The 17,069-nt window shown below is 51.2% G+C and carries 18 protein-coding genes; 16 read left to right on the forward strand and 2 right to left on the reverse strand.

Features of this window, described 5'->3' with window-relative positions; all coding sequences use genetic code 11:
• Positions 1-22 precede the first annotated feature (22 nt).
• From HYD27_RS18950 to HYD27_RS18965, 4 genes are read left to right on the forward strand one after another with little or no spacing between them, the layout of a single operon-like run.
• The gene (locus HYD27_RS18950) at positions 23-2,278 is read left to right on the forward strand and encodes a hypothetical protein (RefSeq protein ID WP_219217770.1); all 2,256 of its coding nucleotides are present in this window, start codon (positions 23-25) and stop codon (positions 2,276-2,278) included.
• A gap of 17 nt (positions 2,279-2,295) precedes the next feature.
• A complete protein-coding gene (locus HYD27_RS18955) occupies positions 2,296-3,315 on the forward strand; it encodes a TadE/TadG family type IV pilus assembly protein (protein WP_219217772.1) in 1,020 nt (339 codons plus the stop codon).
• A complete protein-coding gene (locus HYD27_RS18960; RefSeq protein ID WP_219217774.1) occupies positions 3,315-3,824 on the forward strand; it encodes an A24 family peptidase in 510 nt (169 codons plus the stop codon). The genes HYD27_RS18955 and HYD27_RS18960 overlap by 1 nt, the downstream gene beginning before the upstream one ends.
• Before the next feature lie 15 nt (positions 3,825-3,839).
• Positions 3,840-5,483 carry a DUF6382 and FHA domain-containing protein gene (locus tag HYD27_RS18965; RefSeq protein WP_219217776.1) on the forward strand — a complete coding sequence of 548 codons (1,644 nt, stop codon included), beginning with the start codon at positions 3,840-3,842 and terminating at the stop codon, positions 5,481-5,483.
• A 90-nt stretch (positions 5,484-5,573) separates the two neighbouring features.
• Here the strand turns inward: HYD27_RS18965 and HYD27_RS18970 are convergent, their stop codons facing one another.
• Positions 5,574-6,479, reverse strand: a complete 906-nt coding sequence (locus tag HYD27_RS18970; protein ID WP_219217777.1) for a TIGR01777 family oxidoreductase — start codon at positions 6,477-6,479, stop codon at positions 5,574-5,576.
• A gap of 16 nt (positions 6,480-6,495) precedes the next feature.
• On the reverse strand, positions 6,496-6,960 hold the full coding sequence (locus tag HYD27_RS18975) for a DUF2621 domain-containing protein (protein WP_219217778.1): 465 nt from the start codon (positions 6,958-6,960) through the stop codon (positions 6,496-6,498).
• Between the two features lie 169 nt (positions 6,961-7,129).
• Between HYD27_RS18975 and HYD27_RS18980 the strand changes: the two genes are divergently transcribed.
• From HYD27_RS18980 to HYD27_RS19035, 12 genes are all read left to right on the forward strand, one after another.
• On the forward strand, positions 7,130-8,257 hold the full coding sequence (locus HYD27_RS18980) for a deoxyribonuclease IV (RefSeq protein WP_219217779.1): 1,128 nt from the start codon (positions 7,130-7,132) through the stop codon (positions 8,255-8,257).
• Between the two features lie 46 nt (positions 8,258-8,303).
• The gene (purU, locus tag HYD27_RS18985) at positions 8,304-9,200 is read left to right on the forward strand and encodes a formyltetrahydrofolate deformylase (protein WP_219217780.1); all 897 of its coding nucleotides are present in this window, start codon (positions 8,304-8,306) and stop codon (positions 9,198-9,200) included.
• Positions 9,201-9,436: 236 nt separating this feature from the next.
• Positions 9,437-10,213, forward strand: coding sequence for a CpaB family protein (locus HYD27_RS18990; RefSeq protein ID WP_219217781.1), 777 nt, complete (start codon positions 9,437-9,439; stop codon positions 10,211-10,213).
• A 21-nt stretch (positions 10,214-10,234) separates the two neighbouring features.
• The gene (locus tag HYD27_RS18995; RefSeq protein ID WP_219217782.1) at positions 10,235-11,299 is read left to right on the forward strand and encodes a P-loop NTPase family protein; all 1,065 of its coding nucleotides are present in this window, start codon (positions 10,235-10,237) and stop codon (positions 11,297-11,299) included.
• Complete coding sequence (locus HYD27_RS19000; RefSeq protein WP_219217783.1) at positions 11,296-12,846, forward strand: P-loop NTPase family protein; 1,551 nt, start codon at positions 11,296-11,298, stop codon at positions 12,844-12,846. The genes HYD27_RS18995 and HYD27_RS19000 overlap by 4 nt, the downstream gene beginning before the upstream one ends.
• A 13-nt stretch (positions 12,847-12,859) precedes the next feature.
• Complete coding sequence (locus tag HYD27_RS19005) at positions 12,860-13,909, forward strand: hypothetical protein (protein ID WP_219217784.1); 1,050 nt, start codon at positions 12,860-12,862, stop codon at positions 13,907-13,909.
• Positions 13,910-13,920: 11 nt separating this feature from the next.
• A complete protein-coding gene (locus HYD27_RS19010; RefSeq protein ID WP_219217785.1) occupies positions 13,921-14,787 on the forward strand; it encodes a hypothetical protein in 867 nt (288 codons plus the stop codon).
• A 320-nt stretch (positions 14,788-15,107) separates the two neighbouring features.
• Entirely contained in the window at positions 15,108-15,320 is a 213-nt protein-coding gene (locus HYD27_RS19015) for a hypothetical protein (RefSeq protein WP_219217787.1), read from the forward strand.
• 6 nt (positions 15,321-15,326) lie between these two features.
• The gene (locus HYD27_RS19020; protein WP_219217790.1) at positions 15,327-15,470 is read left to right on the forward strand and encodes a hypothetical protein; all 144 of its coding nucleotides are present in this window, start codon (positions 15,327-15,329) and stop codon (positions 15,468-15,470) included.
• A 15-nt stretch (positions 15,471-15,485) separates the two neighbouring features.
• Positions 15,486-15,866, forward strand: coding sequence for a hypothetical protein (locus HYD27_RS19025; RefSeq protein WP_219217792.1), 381 nt, complete (start codon positions 15,486-15,488; stop codon positions 15,864-15,866).
• Positions 15,867-15,886: 20 nt separating this feature from the next.
• Positions 15,887-16,384, forward strand: coding sequence for a hypothetical protein (locus HYD27_RS19030; protein WP_219217793.1), 498 nt, complete (start codon positions 15,887-15,889; stop codon positions 16,382-16,384).
• A 34-nt stretch (positions 16,385-16,418) separates the two neighbouring features.
• Complete coding sequence (locus HYD27_RS19035; protein ID WP_219217794.1) at positions 16,419-17,054, forward strand: hypothetical protein; 636 nt, start codon at positions 16,419-16,421, stop codon at positions 17,052-17,054.
• The last annotated feature ends 15 nt before the right edge of the window (positions 17,055-17,069 follow it).

The following is a 17,069-nucleotide window of genomic DNA, read 5'->3' on the forward strand; positions in this document are numbered from 1 at the left end:
GGGGAAGGAGGTTGAACCAGATGTGAAGACAGGGAAAGGGGAAGCTTTTGACAATACGGCAACACGCAGGAATAGCAGGTATACCCGGTCAGAGGGTTCAGTCTCTATTTTCCTGATTATGGTGCTGGCATTCGTCTTTTTGTTTACCGCTGTGCTGATCGACTATGCCCGCATTGCTGCTGTAAATGTGCAGGAGGAACGATTGGCCCGGGCCGCTGTCCGTTCAGTGATGTCTTCCTATGATATTGAGCTGAAAGATAAATACGGACTTTTTGCCTTTGGCGGCAATGATGGCGATCAGCTGCTGGCTGGTGTGCTGAATGATAATCTGTACGAAAGCGGGCGCGGCGATGCGTTTAACCTGCTCCCCTTAGGTCTGGAATCTTCGTCCCTGAGCTGGAGCCGTCCGCTGGGAAGCTACGATATCTTCCGCCGGCAGATTGCTGAAGAGATGAAATACAAGGCGCCGGTTGATTTTGCCCTGGAGCTTGCCGGCAAGTTCAAGCCGCTGTCTGCGGCGATGGGCGAAGCTTCACGGACAACCAAAGTACTCGGCAAGCTGCAGCCCTTGTATGACGAGCGGGAGGAAGCGCTGGATCAAATGCTGAAGTGGCGGAAGCAGGCAGCGGAGAGCGGGAAAGCGCTGCAGCAGCTGATCATGAATCCGCCGGGTGACAGTATCGGATATATTTCTGTGGGAAATATTTCAACCGCTGCAGATATCCCGGCAATGTACAGTGACTATGTGGGCAAGTATAATGCCGATTTGTACCGTGACAGCCAGAAGCCCGCAAAGTACACCGGTCTTCTGGCGGGCTATACAAGACAAGCTGCCGAACTGAATTCGCGTATTCCAGGCGTACTGGCCGCTTTTCAAGGGGAGCACGATCAATCGATGAAGGAGGCGGCAGCAGCGCTTGAGCGGGTCCAAGCCTTGAATACGCAGATGCAGAGCGCATTGGAGCAATCCCGAAACAACGGACCGGACGATGCTCGGGATGCTGCGCTGGACTGGGATATCCCGCCTGGTACCGCCGAATTAAGTGCCGATCCTATTAAAAAGCTGCGAGAGCAGGAGGACTCCCTGATCCTCACGGCAAGTGAGATCAGCTCGCTGGACAATAGCTTATCGGTACAGAAGGCCGCTGTATTGGCGATCCTGCCTGCGGTAACCGCCTTGCCGGGAATTTTGAGTTCGGCATCGGGGGTTAACGCGGAGCTTTCCCGCATGATCGAGGGTGTGCTGGACGCTTCGCAGGCGGTTAGCGGATATTTGGACAGCTACGGGGACAAGGGAAAGATCATTGCTGCCGAAACAGCTCAAATTGAAGCGCATCGCACATTCGACAGCGAGCGCAAGCAAGTGGAGCAAGAGGCTGCGGGCAAGCTTAGTGACGCCATGAAGCTGGTGGAACAAATCCGCGGGCTTAGCGCCAGCGCCGGGGAAGCCATGGAACGCTATCAGACGCTGCAGGATTATTATGGCGACAATATTGCGTTTAACAAGGGATTGGACCAGGAAGCTGAGGCGGGAACGGAGGATGTGAGCCCCTTTTCTGCGGGAAGCTCATCCATGGTCAAGGTGGATGGACTCTACGAGGCAATGGGCAAAGCACTGGCAGGGGGCCGGGACAGGCTGTATCAGACAGAATATCCGGCACTGTATTTTCCTGCTTTTGATATCTCGCAATTGTCGGGTCTGGTTTCAGGATCAATAGATGAGGCAGCGGAGATGCTTGCGGATCAACTTGATCCAAATGCCCAGGAATTGGAGTATATCCTGTATGGCTTCAATAATCCCGCCGGAAATATAGCGGCAGCTTATGGCGAGATTTTTGCCATACGATTAGCTATACGCACCATGGAGGGATTTACTGAACGCGCAGGCCTGGCCAATCCGCTGCTGATATTGGCTTCGGCGCTTCTGTACGGAGTTGAACAGGCGGTACAGGATATGCTGCTGCTATGCAAGGAGGGCGAAATTCCTCTCTCCAAATACATACCCGTCAAGCTGGGCTACCGGGATTATCTGCGGCTCTTTCTGTTGCTGCATGGAGGGAGCGATGTTCAATTATCGCGAATGCTGGCCTTAATCCGGCTGAATACAGGGAGCAATCCGAGTGAGAAATTCACCTATGCAGCAGCGGATATTCAAATGGTTATGCCGTTATGGTTTTTGCCGGGTGTGGTTAAGCTCCTGGATTACAGCTCCGGTCTTTCCGGTGATGTGCAGGGCAAATTATACTTCCGGACTGTACGGGCCGATTTTTCTTATTAGCATGGAGGTGGAACAAAATGGGACCTGGGTACCGGAAGCAAGGAAGAACGGGATGTGAAGGCAGCATGGTTGTAGAAGCCGCTATGATCCTCCCTATGTTTCTGTCCTTTGTCCTGTTTCTGATCTTTATCGTGCAAATGACCTTGTACTCGACGGCTCTCCAGAGCACGGCTTCCGATACGGTCAAGGTGATCTCGACCCACATGTATCCTGCTGCGCTGGCTGCGCAAGAATGGGAGGAGAATAAAGAAGAAAACGCTGACGAAAGCGAAGAGGAAGCTGTTTCGGGAGCTGCTGCATCCTCGGATATATGGACCGTTCCGCGGCTGTCGCTTGAGGAGTGGAGCGACAGCTATGTATCAGACCTTCCGCAACCGATAGCCGCCTGGGTCAGTGCAGCCGTTCAGCGTGGTGAAGATCCGTTGCAGGAACTGCAGGCTGAGGCATCAGAGGGGGTTCTGGATCTGGCGCTTAAGCCTGTAATGAAGCCTTATCTTTCCTCGGACTGGCTGGACTATGACCGAATTCATGTTTCGAATGTGATTGTACCGGAGCTGAAGACAGGCTCGCGTCCTTACTTTGGACTTGTGGTGAGTTACGAGCTGCCGATGAAGGTGCCTTTTCTGAATCAGCGTATCGTGCTTGAGGCGAGTGCGGTTGAACGCTTGTGGATAGGCAACACTGATGCCGGAGGCGACGGGGGCAGCGCAGAAGGCGAGCAAGAAAACAGCTCATCTATCGTGATTTTGGAGAAGCCAAGCCCCGGAGTTGCCAATTATCAGGGCAGAGTTAGGATCAAGGTTCCGCCCAATGCTTCTGCGAGCCTTTCAATTTTCTATAAGAGCGGTCAGAGTACAGCCAAGTATTTGGGCTGGAAGCAGGCGGATGAGAACGGATATATTGAGTGGGAATGGAAAATCGGTGTCAACACAACTCCGGGTACTTGGCCCTTGGTTATCCAACTGGCAGACGGAACCTCTTTGGAGGCAGCCTTTACAGTGGTGAGAAAAAATCAGGCAGAGGAAGGGAAATCGTAATGGCGGTATGGGCATTCTGGGGCTGCCTGCCATTCCTGGCAGCAGCACTCTTTACGGATATCCGATTTATGAGAATACCGAACTGGATCACATTCCCGCTGCTGATTGCCGGATTGAATGCGCAGGGCATAATGAATGGACGCTACGGAGTCCTGGCGTCCATATCCGGCGCAGGTACAGGGTTCTTGCTGCTGCTGATCATGCATCTCCTGGGTGCGGTTGGAGCTGGCGATGTGAAGCTTTTTACGGGAATTGGAGCCTGGGCGGGAATACTCTTCACGCTGCAGGTTATCGTCTATTCTGTATTGTTCGGGGCAGTGATCGGATGGGTCATCGTTCTTGCCAGACGGGAAGCAGGGAGCCGCATACGGGGGATGATCAGCCGGTCAGCCGGTTTTTTATTACTGCGTGATTCCCCGGCACTGAGGAAGAGCAGCGGTGGTTTGTTGAAGTTCCCTTTTATGCTGGCGGTTATTCCCGGGTTCATCTGTGCTTATTTGTATTTATAGTGGAGGTGAGGCGTATTGTTCGGATTGAGCCGTGATTTTGTACAGCAGGATGGCATCTCGATGCTGCTCGGCAAGCCTGAAGGGCTAAGGACGGCGGAGCTTAATATGGTCCAGGTCCGCATGCTGATGAATACCGGGATTCCGCATCATCTGCGGCTCCAGCTCAGAGAGATAGATTTGCAGGTAAGTCTGGAATATGCGCTGTCCCGCCGGAAAATGCTCAGTCACCTTCTGAAGGGTGAGAAGCTCGGCATGACGGAATTCTTCGGGCTGCTGCTGCAAATTGCGGTGGGGATGGAGGAAGGGCGGTTATACATGCTGCAGGCAGAGCAGTATGCGTTGCATGAGGATTACATTTTTATCGAAGGGCCCCTGCGCGCCGGCAAAGTGTATCTCACTTATCTTCCCCTGCAGTCTGCTGAATCTGCCATGCATGCAGGAGAAGCCCTGAAGTTGCTGATTATGGTGCTGATGGCGTCTGTAAGAGAACTGTCCGGTGATGGGGTTCAGAGATTGCTGCAATATTGCGGAGAAGAGGATTTCACTCCGGCAGGCTTGAAGGAGTTGCTGGCGGAGCTGATGACAGACGGTGAAGGGGCAAAAAGGCGGGCGGATACTGCACGGTCAGCTTCAGTCGTTTCCTTCCTTGATGCACATATGACTGCCGAGGGAAGCGTGCGGGAGCGGAATGGCGCAACGGCGGAGGTTGACGCCCTTGCCTCCGAGAAGCTCAGGAACGATCCGGGTTTCGAAAGTGCCGCTGCTGAGGCTCACAAGCCTCCTCCGTGGCAGGGCGGTTATCCGCGGCTTAAGCTGAAGGAGGAATCATTACAGCTGCGGCTTGATGAACCGGATATTGACAGCCATGCGGCTCCCGAACCTTCGGCCTACAGAACCTATGCCATGCTGGGTGGTCTGCTGGTCGATGCGGTGTTGTGGAAGTTTCTTTATTTGAACAGTCCAAAACCGCCTGGCTTGGCAGTCTGTGCACTGGCTACGCTGGTGCTGGGTATGTTCTGTTGGCTGGTATGGAGCGGGAGACTGAATTTGGGCGGTGTGAAGGCAGAAGAAGCGGCGGAGGACGAGCTTGCTGCTGCGGGCCGCAGGAAGCACAGGGAGCTGGAATGGGATTTCGTCCGAACGCCTGCAGCTGCTTCCGGCGCTCCAGATGTACCTGTGCCTGCACAGAAATTTGAGAATCCACTTTACACTGGTGTTCAAACTACCCAGAACAGAGCCGGACTGCCGGAACGCAGTCAAGCCACAGCACCCGCGCCAATCCCTGTCGAAGCCACTGCAATGCTGCTGCACGACCCGCCCTCCGAAAAGGAGCGGAAGCAAGAGGTGCATGCGGCACCCTATCTTGAACGGGTCCATGACAACGAAGGCGGGATTCCGGAGAAAATCGAATTGAACCGGCCCAGCTTTCTCATTGGGCGTTCGCCGGACGTTGCGCAATACGTGGAGAAGTCCGAGGGAGTATCGAGAGTGCACGCGGAGATCGCTAAAAGTGCGGGCGGATACATCCTTAAGGACCTGGACTCCAGAAACGGCACTCTGTTTCAAGGAGAGGCGATGATCCCATACAAGGAGTATCCATTAACCGACGGGACAATGTTTACTATAGTGAAGGGCTGCTATACCTTCCGCTCGGTCTGAGTAGCGATGATCAAGGAGTACGCTGGGGAAGGGGCACCCAAGAGGCATCTCGCTGATGAATACCTTACAAGGGGCAGTGCTCTGCACTGATTACTCCGATTTCAGATGCTCCAGCGCCTGCTGCAGGCTTGGATAGGTAAAGGTAAATCCGTTTTCCAAGGCTTTGGAAGGTAACACCCGCTGACCTTTCAGCAGGATTTCCGACAGCTCGCCCACGGCAGCCTTCAGCAAAAAGGCAGGAAGCGGAAACCAATGAGGGCGATGATACACCCTGCTGATCATTTTGCCGAATTCCTCATTGGTAACGGGGTGCGGGGCGGTGGCGTTGACAGGACCTGCGATTCCGGGAGTTTGAACGCAGAAATCGATCAGCCGGACAATATCGGTGAGCTCTATCCAGGACAGCCACTGCTTCCCGCTGCCGATTTTACCGCCGAAGCCGAGCATGTAGGGAAGCTTCATTTTGGGAAAAGCTCCGCTTTCGTTGCCAAGCACGACTCCGGTGCGCAGCTTGACTGCTCTTACGTTCGAGTATGCTTCATCTGCGGCTGCTTCCCATGCTTTTACAACCTCTGACGGAAAATCGATAACCTGCTCAGGACAGGTTTCGTCATAGGTATCCTGCAGTGAGGTGCCATAAATAGCTACGGCGGAGGACTGAATAATTACGGCAGGCTTCTCCTGGATTTCATTCATCAGCTTGGCTGCCGCTGAAACGGTTTCAAGACGGGACTGCATAATGGCCTTCTTGCCGTTTGGACTCCAGCGTTGACTAAGCGGGGCTCCGGCAAGATTGACCAGCGCATCTGCTCCCTCAGCCAACTCCGGATTTGAAGCCAGGCTGTCCCAGGTAAGGAAATTAAGGCCTGGATGGGCAGAAGTTTGGGATTCAGGTTGCTTGCGGCCGACAACGATGATCTGATGCCCGCCCTGCAGCCAGTATTCAGTGAGCTCACGTCCTATAAAACCGCTGCCGCCGCAGATTACGTATTTCATAAGATCGCTCCTTTGATTACTTAATTAGATGCTGATAAGGAGAGTAGTCTATGCCGTTCTTTTCAAGGAAGCTGATAAGAAAACGGTTGTCGCGCCGTGGTGTAGCTACGATATAGCCTCTGATGCAGTGCTCGCGGGTGACTTCCGGCGCCTGGCTCTCCACGGCGATTTTGCCAATCTCGGCAGCTATGGAATGCTTGGCGATATCTCGGAAAGGACCGGGGACGGGCTGGACAAGCTGATCCAGAAAAGCCTTCATCTCGTCACTCCAAAGCGGACGGCTGCGTTCGACCCAATAATTCTGCCAGTCCAGCTTGGATTTGCCGTCTGCCTTAGGCAGCACCTTGAGGAATTTGCGGAACATGAAATAGCCGCCGATGCACATACAGCCCAGCAGCAGAAAAGTCCAAAATGCAATAGAGTTCATAAACCAATTGCTCGGTGCTGCAGATAACAAGCTTAAGCCTGATTTAAATGACATGATACACCGCCTTTGACAATGATGATTGTCACAAACTTCATTCTCATCTAAAGTATAGCGCATTTCCAAAGTTTTGCGAAGCAGAAGCGGACAGCGAGAGCCTGCCTAGATTTATTTTCCCGATCACGGTAGAATAAGGGTTAATTCGTGAAGGAAAGAGGGAAAAGGCATGCTGAAAATAGGTTCACATGTGTCCTGTGCGGACAAGGGTCTCCTAAGCGCGGCCAATGAAGCAAATGAGTACGGATCGACCTCGTTTATGATATATACAGGTGCGCCGCAGAACACGCGCCGCAAGCCGATTGAGTCGATGTATCCCGCGGAAGGCAAGCAGGCGATGAAGGAGAACGGTGTGGAAGAGATTGTGGTCCACGCGCCATACATCATCAACTTGGGTTCCTACAAGGACAGCACCTATCAATTGGCTGTTGATTTCCTGCAAGAGGAAATCCGCCGTACCCATGCGCTTGAGGTGAAGCATATTGTACTTCATCCGGGAGCTTTTACAGATAAGGACGCCGAATATGGCATTCAGCGGATTGCGGATGGCTTAAATGAGGTGCTTGGCGGTACGAACGAGACGGAAGTGCATATTGCTCTGGAGACAATGGCCGGCAAAGGAACAGAAATCGGACGCAGCTTCGAGGAGATTGCCTCGATTATTGACAAAGTCGTACATAACGAACGGCTGTCTATCTGTCTTGATACCTGTCATATTCATGATGCCGGATATGATATTGTCGGCGATCTGGACGGCGTGCTGCGTCAGTTTGATGAGGTCATCGGACTTAAGCGGCTGGGTGTCATCCATATCAACGACAGTAAAAATCCGCGCGGAGCGGGCAAAGACCGTCATACCCCGATCGGATCAGGCTACATTGGCTTTGAGACCATCAACAGGGTAGTCCACCACGAAGCCCTTGCAGGACTGCCGTTCATTCTGGAGACGCCCTGGATCGGCAAGAATGCAAAGACGCTGCGCCCGATGTACGAGGTCGAAATCGCCCTGCTGCGCGGCACTGTGACTGATCGGTTCGGAGCGGAGTTTATGCAGGAGGTCGAGGAACTGCACGCCTTTTTTGCCAAGCAGGAGCTTGATCCCCGCCAGTACGTGCTGAATGTATGGGAACTGCTGAAGAACGACGCCAAGGCCAAAAAGGCTGATCCGCGTGAACCGCTGGAACGTTTGTATGATAGCGTTGCTGTCGCACAGCTTTTTCCGCAGCTTAGCGAAGAAGCCATCAATCACCGGTTGATTGCCTGGATGGCGGGCAAGCAGCTGCTCGTGAACGCTTAAGCCAAGCTGCCGATTGCGCAAGAGATGAGAGGATGGTAAGAGGACTATGGAACTACATGTGAAAAGAGATCATTCGTTAAGCGCACAATATCCGAACCGGGCGCGCATGCTCATTTCCTGTCCGGACGGGCCGGGAATTGTGGCCGCTGTATCGCATTTCTTGTACCAGCACGGCGCCAACATTGTGCAGTCGGATCAATATACCATGGACCCGGATGGCGGAATGTTTTTTATGAGAGTGGAATTTGACCTGCCCAAGCTGGACGAGCGGATCGATGAAGTGCGTTCCATCTTCGGCGGAGTTGCCGAACGCTTCAAGATGAACTGGCAAATTTTCAATGTCAGCCACAAGAAGCGGCTGGCCATCTTTGTCTCCAAAGAGGATCATTGTCTGGTCGAGCTGCTCTGGCAGTGGCAGGCCGGGGATCTGGATGCGGATATTGCGCTGGTAGTCAGCAATCATACGGATATGCAGGCCTATGTGGAGTCCTTCGGCATCCCGTTCCATCATATCCCGGTGACGGCTGACACCAAAGCGGAAGCGGAGCAGCGCCAGCTTGAGGTCATCGGAGATGACATTGACGTTATTATTTTGGCGCGGTACATGCAGATTATCTCGCCGGCATTCATTGACCATTACCGCCACCGGATCATTAATATCCATCACTCGTTTCTTCCGGCGTTTGTGGGCGGCAAGCCATATGCCCAGGCCTACCAGCGCGGCGTGAAGATTATCGGGGCCACCGCCCACTATGTTACCGAAGAGCTGGACGGCGGTCCGATTATTGAGCAGGATGTGCAGCGGGTCAGCCACAGCGATGATGTGAATGAGCTGAAGCGCATCGGCCGCACGATTGAACGGGTCGTTCTGGCCCGGGCAGTCAAATGGCATATTGAAGACAGGATTCTTGTTCATCACAACAAGACAGTTGTATTTAATTAATTGAATTTTTCTCCGGTGAATATCGGTGCTGTATCTGATGTTCACCGGAGTCCATTCACCTCCAGCCGGGAGCGCGCTCCCGCAGTTATCCTCAAGCTATGCAACCTCACACCCATAATCTAATACTTTTCTCAAAACCATTTAAGGTAAAAAAGCATTTTACCGGCATTTTGGCTCATTGCGCCAAGGTGTATTTTGTCATGCTTACTAACGACAATTCGAAGGGGGTAAAAGGCTTGGCTTCACAACGGGGACATCAGTTAAGACGCAATTATTTGTTTGCTTTTCTCATTCTGGTCATCGGCTTCGGCGGATTGCTCGGCTACGATCTTTACTTCAAGCCATATGTGCTGTCGCAGACGGTGGTCAAGGTCAAAGTGGCCGAAGGCAGCTTTCTGCCCAAAAATTATGAGCTGAAGACAAGTGACCTTTATCTGGATTCGGTCCAGACCAAGGATATCCCCTCCGGGGTGATCACGGACATCAGTCAGGTGGAGCATAAGGTTACCAATGTAAATCTGACGAACGGAAGCATTCTGACGGCATCCCTTGTAGATGTAAGTGATCTGGAGCCGCAGCGGGACGAGGGCATCTTCCCTATTCCCAAGGAAGCCATCTATGCGATAAACGGCTCATTGCGCAGCAGAGATAAAGTTGATATTTATCTGGTTGAAGGCGGCACGGCAAATCAGGCGCGGAGTAGTGGCTATGGAACTGCAGCAACAGGCAATGAAAACCTTGGCACAGCTGGATCAACAGCGGGGACAGGAGCCGGAGAAACGCAGCCTGCCGGGCCTGCGCGTATGGTGTTCCTAACCGGTGTCACAGTTAATTATGTAAGAACTGAAGACAACAACGATGTGCTGGATTCGGAGAACGGCAACACGAACAACCGCTTCACTTCTACCGGCAAGGTGGCTGCACCCGAACTGAAGCTGAAGAAAGGCGACGGCGAACTGCTCGGGCAATATTTGGAGCAGGGCAAGAAGCTATGGATTGTGCGTGTCGAGTAAAAATGAGAGGAGGCGAATGAAATGAAAATATTCAGCTTGGGGATGGATCAGCTGACGGTTAATGAGATCAAGCTTGCCGGCTTCACAGTAATAACGCAAAATGTTTTACCCGAGACCGCCCAGGCACAAGGGCAGATGCTCATGGTTACGAGCGGGCAGGTTCCGGTTACAGCTTTGAGTGAACTGCGGCAGGGCTATCCGAATTCCTCCTTATTGTACATTTACCGTCAAAAAGGAGTCCGCAGCTATCAAGCCGTCCATATGTTATGTGAGAGTCTTGGAATCTTTTTCATTCCTCCGCGAGCTACTTCTTCGGCGGTTGTGGAGAAGCTGCGTTTCATTCTGGAGGAGGAGCGGGGGGAGCGAAGCAATCTCGTCGGGTTTTTCGGCTCTGGGCCAGGTATCGGCTGTACAAGTACGGCCAAACTGTTCGCCCGGCGGATTGCCGCTGCGGGACAACGTGTGATCCTGCTCGGCCTTGATCTGTATGATCCCGGATTTGACCGCAAGACGGCAATCAGCCTCGACAGGCTGCGGCCCCGGCTGACCGGTAAAATGCTCCAGGCAGCGGATTTTGACACTTTGGTTAAGCAAGAAGGCTATGCCTATCTGCCGGGCAATTTCGATTATTTGAGTGTTCAGGATTATCAGGAGGAGGAAATCGAATATCTGCTTGCCCAGGCTGCCGGGAATGCCGATGTGGTGATCGCTGATTTCGGATCGATTCCCGAGAGCGCAGCATGGTATGTGGGGATGCAGAAATCAGCACTGCATTTCATGGTAACACATCCGAAGCACGAATACCGTCTTCAGCCGCTTATGGAGCTTGCCGGTCATATGGACCTGCATCCGCAGGATTTTCAATGGATTATTAACCGCAGCAATGTGGAGGAAGTGAGCTCACCCAAGAACCTGGCGCTCCGTTTTGGCAGTGGGATTTTGCTTGAGCTGCCCTACTGCCAGCCGTTCCAGGACAGTCTGCCACTCGGCAAAAGAGATCTTCAGCATGTGGACGAGAAAATCCATGCTTTGCTGGTATCACTCGGCTTGGCACCGGAAGCCCGAAAGAAGGGGATTTTCCAATGATAGAATACCGGGAAGATGATTGGCATGCGAAGTGGATGCAGGCACAGGCGCAGGCTCAGCGCGATGGACAAATACAGGAGCAGGTGCATCAGGCGATATGGCTGCCGAATCCTCAGGATGACCGCAGGCTGTTCTCTCTGAAGCAAAGTGTGCTGCGTATCAGCAAGCCTGGCAAAGAGGACTTTTACGGCTTTCTGCAAAAAATGAAAAGCGATATGAATGCCGAGCTGGAGCGGGAGGACGACGGATACTTTGAGCTTAACGCCAAGGCGCTGATCGGTGATCCGCAGGCGGTCAGCTTTTTCATGAATGAGATCGGGAAGTATTTGCGGAAAACACCGTTTACCGGCAAGGTGCCGGAAGCCTACGGGACAGCGGCAGAGGCGCTTTTTCACGAATGGAAGGGATTTGGACCCGCCTACCGCTGGTTCACCGACCGGGCGTACAGTGAATCTACCGGGCTGCAGATGATCGGCCGGCAGATATTTTATAACCATCGCGGGAAGTATGTGGTTTATCCCTATGAAATGCCCTCGCTGGACCGGGTGGAGCAGCTTAAACGCTCTTTGCTCAAAAGCGATCCCAATAAGAAACTCAATAAAGACAACCCTTCTGTAGAGTTCAAAATGGATGATCCGCTCTGGCCCGGCCGCTTCATCCGGCTTGCAATCTGGGTTTCGCCCAGAGTGTGGGAAGGCTTCACTACGATCTCGCTGCGGCGGCAGGTGGTGGAGTTTCTGGATCTGGAGGATCAGGCAGGTACAGAATGTATTCCTGCAGAGGCAATTGAGCTAATCCGTGCGCTGTCGGGTACATTCCGCAACACCATTATCGCCGGAGCGGTCGGTTCAGGCAAAACCACCTTTGCCAACACGATTGTAGGTGAGCAGCTTCTCGGTTCATCCTCCTGCATGGGGGTGGTGATGATCGAGAAGCATCCGGAGTCGATTTTGCCGTATCAGATCAAGGGCCACCGGATTATTCCGATTCAGGCTGCCAACGAGGAATTGATGGAGGTTGGGGTGGAGTCGCTGCGCCATGATCCCAACATTGTCTATATGACGGAAATGCGCTATAACGAATGGGAGTTTTATTTGTGGAGCGGTGAAAAGGGCTATGACGGCATTACGGGCACCTTTCATACGGTGGATTCGGAGGATATTCCGTATCAGGGCGCTTTTGCGGTATCGACACGAATCGGAGGCAGTCTGAAGGGACATCTGATCTCTGCGCTAAAATCCTGCGAGCTGGTATTTATTCTGGAAAGCGTAGCTGACGGGAAAAAGCGGCTGGCCCGGATCTCCGAGGTTTTTTATGACGAAGGAGCCAACTCTGTATTTGCCAATGATCTGATGCGCTGGGAAGAAGAACAATCTGCCTGGAGCTATAATGACAAGCTGACGGCAGGGCTTATGCGGAAGATGAAAAAGAAAAGTCCGCGCGCTTCGCGGGTGCTGCTGCAGGAGCTTGGTCATCTCGCTGCACAGAAACCAATGAACGAGCCGCTGAAGGAAAGCCTCAAATCCAGAATTGTAATGAATGAATGAAGGAGGAGGAGACATGGAGCTGCTGTTTTATGTGCTTCAGATTGCTTTTCATTTATTAATTGCCGGCGGCTTGTGGCTGCTGGTGAAACCGCTAATTGAACGGCATTTAAGACAGCTTGGGCAGAAGCTCGACCAGCGGATGAGCCTGAGGATCAGCCTTTTTGGGCAAAAGGTCAGCAGCATTAAGAAGAGGAGGTGGCTGTACCGGCATTTGGATGATCTGCTCTATTTTGCAAAGCGTAAATATGAGCCGGGAATCAGTGTCATGCGCTTTTCCATACGCACCTTGTTTCTGTTCATCGCGGTTTTTCTCTCTGGACTGCTGACCCTAAGAGAACTGCCGGCACATTTGAGCTTCGGCAACCCTTTTTTGGATGGCATCAGTATGGCTGACCGTCTTCCGGTTCAGGGGGCTTGGCGCTTTCCGTTCTTTGTTGCAGTTATCGCAGCGAGTATTCCTTATCTCCGGACGAGATATCTTTATGCGCAGCGCAAGGTGCGTGGAAGCTATGATCTGCTGGATGTAATTAAAATAGCGACCAAATTCACACATCTGCCGGTGGACTCCATTTTATCCAAAACCGCTGACTTTTTGACCGAGGAAAGCGTGCTGAAGACCCCGCTCCGGCTGCTTGGATCAGCTTTTGCCAACTACAGCAATGAACGTGAGCTGACCTGTGAGGCAGAGCGGTTTGCGGGAGCCATCGGGACAACCTTTGCAGTGGAATTCGTCTCGGATTTGCTGTACTGCGAGAAAGAAGGCACCCGTTATCTGAAGAACACGCTTATGATGCTGAGCCGCTCCATGGAGCAGCAGAGGGAGACGATTCTGACAGTGAAGGCGGGCAGCAGGGATGCGATCAGTCTCGGTCTATATGGCAATTTGGTGGTGCTGGTTTCATCTGTCGGAACATTTATTTATATGCTGAAGCCCGATGTCTATTTCAAGCTGCAGTTTCAGACCAGTGTTGGCCTAACCTTTTTAATGATTATTATTTCGGGCCTTTTTATCTCTTTTATGATCAGTACCATACTCGCCAGGCCAAAACTGGACTACCACTAAGGTGATGAATTATGGATAGACTTTTGTTTTTGATTGCAGTGCTGGGTGTTGTGTACCTCTCGTTGCTGGTATTTGTGAGCAGCAGCAGGCAGGAGCGGTATATTCTTCGACTTGGAGCGAGGTGGAGGGCGCTTGGGGAACGCGTGCAAAATGAGCGGCTGCAGCAGCTGCTTAATAACAGCGGCCTAACCCTCTCCGCAGGCAGAATCACGCTGTTCCGCTATTCGGCAGCGCTGATTTATATACTGGCTCAGGCAGCAGGCGACTTTCTGCGGAATGTGCCTTTTTCCATCTATGATCTGCTTATTGCGGTGCTGATTTTGGTGGTTACCAGTCCGCTGAGATATCTTCCGCTGGGATGGCTGCTGGCCTGGCTGCATCAGAAGGCGCTGATTCAAAAAGACGGTGAGTTAATCTCCTTTATCCGGCTTTATGAGAACAACCGGCTGCGCAAGCGGGGGTACGTGCAGTTTGGAGCCTTTTGCGCCGGAACGGCAGGACATTTCAACTATATTCGTCAGGATCTGTACGAGCTGTCTGAGCGTGCAGTGGACGAGGGAACCGAGCGGGCGATTGAATGGTTCTGCGGCAAATTCCCGGACAACCATGCTTTTATCAATGATATCCGTTCTATTCTGCTGGCTACGGAGGGCATGGACGACGATACGGAAGCAGCCAATTATTTGCGGGAGCAGGGCAAGATTATTACCAAAATATCCAGCGATCAGTATTTGAAAAAATGGTCCTTCATCGGTGAAGTCTCCACGATCATCAACGTCATTCCCTCCATTGCCACCTTTCTGATGGTCGTCTCTCTGGCGATGCAGTACATCCTGCTGATTAAAGGGAATTTCAATGGGGTGGGGATGTTTCAGTGATTTTGTCGCGGTCCGACAACTGTGAATTGCATCGAATGAAATTTTTGTTAAGATATCAAACTGGATGAGGCTTCTTGAAATCGCGACTTGATATCGCAACAATAAATATCCGCTAAACGCGGTCCGACAACTGTGAATTGCATCGAATGAAATTTTTGTTAAGATATCAAACTGGATGAGGCTTCTTGAAATCGCTACTTGATATCGCAACAATAAATATCCGCTAAACGCGGTCCGACAACTGTGAATTGCATCGAATGAAATTTTTGTTATATTCAAGAATCCTATAAAAATATAAAATGAAAAGGGAGATATTAACAATGAAAAAGGATGCTATTTCTACCGGCTTGTTCATCGCTATCGGATTCCTGTGTGTTGCCATCGTAATTGCTGTTTTGATCCCGGTTGTTCGGGATGTAATTAATTCCGCAGACGACAACAGACCGGCTATACCAGGAGTGACGATGACCCAACCGGCAGAGTCGGGGCCATCTGCTGCAGCCGTTCATACACCTGCTCATACAGCGGTCTAAGTTGTCATGAAAAAAGACTCAATCTCAGTCGCCATGTTTCTGGCTATCGGTTTTGTAATTGCAGGAATGTTTATCGCAGCCGCAACGAATATCATCGGCAGCAGCCAGGACGATATCATCAAACATACCAAGCAAGTCGAGCAGTATTAAAAGGGGGCAACGGCATTGAAGGCTACCGTTCTCCAGGCATTATTCATGTGGCTAGTCTTGTTCATTATCCTGCAGCCGATCTTCACTTACATTGATTATTTGCTTGATCTGCAGGTCAAAGCCAACACATCGTATATTACACAAAAAGCAGCAACGGAGGGGAGGGTCACGGCTTCAATGAAAAGTGAGGTCATCTCCAATCTGAAGGCTGTTGGATTTCCGGAAGCGTCCATTCAAATCACGAGCAGCACGGAAACCGTACAGGTACGCAAACAGCGTATGGATGTGTATATCTCGGCACCTCGGATAAATTTATTTCCTTATAAGTTTTCTGGCGCGGCCCAGCCCACTCGTTATTACGGTCATGGGTCAATCATGAGTGAGTATCTCGATTGATTAAGGGATGAACTTAATTTATGGACTATATTATTAAGCTGGCTTTTGTGCTGCTGATCTTCATCTACTCCTGGTTTTTTCAGATTCAGAACCAGGAGTGGGACATGCTGCGCAGCATGCTGAAGGATGCCAATAACATTGCTGTTCATGACGCATCGCAAGAGCTAAATGAAGCTGCAAGGGCACAAGGCCGTCTGATCATCAATCCTGCTGAAGCTTTTTCAACCTTTCGTCTTTCTCTTCAGGCTAATCTTGGACTGGACGACAGCCTGGCTCCTTTGGCGGGCAGCCGTCTCCAAACTCAAGTAAAGATTGTAAAGTTCGACATTGTCGATCAATCCAGCGGAGTTACTTTTCCGTTCCTCTATGAAGACAGCAAGTATGGAATCACCAAGTACATACAAGGCCCTTCCGTTATCGCCGTCGTCGAGACGGCCCACCCGGTACTGATCTCCCGCTCGAAGGTCCAGGAGGCTATCATTGTACCTGCGGTGCAGGAGTATAAGATGAATAACTGATTCAAACAAAACAAGAAATGAGGGAGATTAAAAAATGAAAAAAACAATGATGAGAACAGCCTTGGCAGGGGCGATTTTGACTAGTGCGCTTGTGGGACAAAGTGGAAATGCAACTGCAGCAGCTGCAACGGCTACTCCTACAGTCAAACCAGCCGCAACGACAGCGCCGATAATGAGAGATAATTTATTTAAGTTTGGTTTGAAAAAGGCAGTTGAATTGCCTGTGACTGTTACGGCAGGGGGATTTAGTTATACATTGGAGAAGATAATGATTTATGATGTGAAATCCGCTACAGCTCAGACATTGATTAAGAAATACGGCTATACAGGCACAGATTCCGCAAAGTATTTTATTTGGACGAAGATTACGGTAGAGAATAAGAGTGGAAATACCGTTCAAAAAAACTATAAGGACCTAAATGAAAAATGGGAGTTGAATTTTGGGGGAGAAACTAGTGCATATGTGACTATGCCATTAACTACTGTTGATGTACCACATTACAAGCCTAATAATAAAGAGGCACTGTGGTCATGGAGTTTGAAAGCTGGTGAAAAACTTAGTACTTATCAGGCTTATCTTTATGATGGTAAATTTAACTCCTTTGTGATTTGGTTAGATAACAAGAATGTATCCACTGAAAAATACGTTGCGAAGAATCCGAAAGAGTAGGTAAACCATGAAAAA

The organism is Paenibacillus sp. S150, assembly GCF_019352175.1.
GTDB lineage: Bacteria > Bacillota > Bacilli > Paenibacillales > Paenibacillaceae > Paenibacillus_AQ.

Coding starts and splice junctions, on each gene's coding strand:
- HYD27_RS18955 (WP_219217772.1), top strand. CDS start 2,296: ATGGGACCTGGGTACCGGAAGCAAGGAAGAACGGGATGTGAAGGCAGC.
- HYD27_RS18960 (WP_219217774.1), top strand. CDS start 3,315: ATGGCGGTATGGGCATTCTGGGGCTGCCTGCCATTCCTGGCAGCAGCA.
- HYD27_RS18970 (WP_219217777.1), bottom strand. CDS start 6,479: ATGAAATACGTAATCTGCGGCGGCAGCGGTTTTATAGGACGTGAGCTC.
- HYD27_RS18975 (WP_219217778.1), bottom strand. CDS start 6,960: ATGTCATTTAAATCAGGCTTAAGCTTGTTATCTGCAGCACCGAGCAAT.
- HYD27_RS18980 (WP_219217779.1), top strand. CDS start 7,130: ATGCTGAAAATAGGTTCACATGTGTCCTGTGCGGACAAGGGTCTCCTA.
- purU (WP_219217780.1), top strand. CDS start 8,304: ATGGAACTACATGTGAAAAGAGATCATTCGTTAAGCGCACAATATCCG.
- HYD27_RS18995 (WP_219217782.1), top strand. CDS start 10,235: ATGAAAATATTCAGCTTGGGGATGGATCAGCTGACGGTTAATGAGATC.
- HYD27_RS19000 (WP_219217783.1), top strand. CDS start 11,296: ATGATAGAATACCGGGAAGATGATTGGCATGCGAAGTGGATGCAGGCA.
- HYD27_RS19005 (WP_219217784.1), top strand. CDS start 12,860: ATGGAGCTGCTGTTTTATGTGCTTCAGATTGCTTTTCATTTATTAATT.
- HYD27_RS19010 (WP_219217785.1), top strand. CDS start 13,921: ATGGATAGACTTTTGTTTTTGATTGCAGTGCTGGGTGTTGTGTACCTC.
- HYD27_RS19015 (WP_219217787.1), top strand. CDS start 15,108: ATGAAAAAGGATGCTATTTCTACCGGCTTGTTCATCGCTATCGGATTC.
- HYD27_RS19020 (WP_219217790.1), top strand. CDS start 15,327: ATGAAAAAAGACTCAATCTCAGTCGCCATGTTTCTGGCTATCGGTTTT.
- HYD27_RS19030 (WP_219217793.1), top strand. CDS start 15,887: ATGGACTATATTATTAAGCTGGCTTTTGTGCTGCTGATCTTCATCTAC.
- HYD27_RS19035 (WP_219217794.1), top strand. CDS start 16,419: ATGAAAAAAACAATGATGAGAACAGCCTTGGCAGGGGCGATTTTGACT.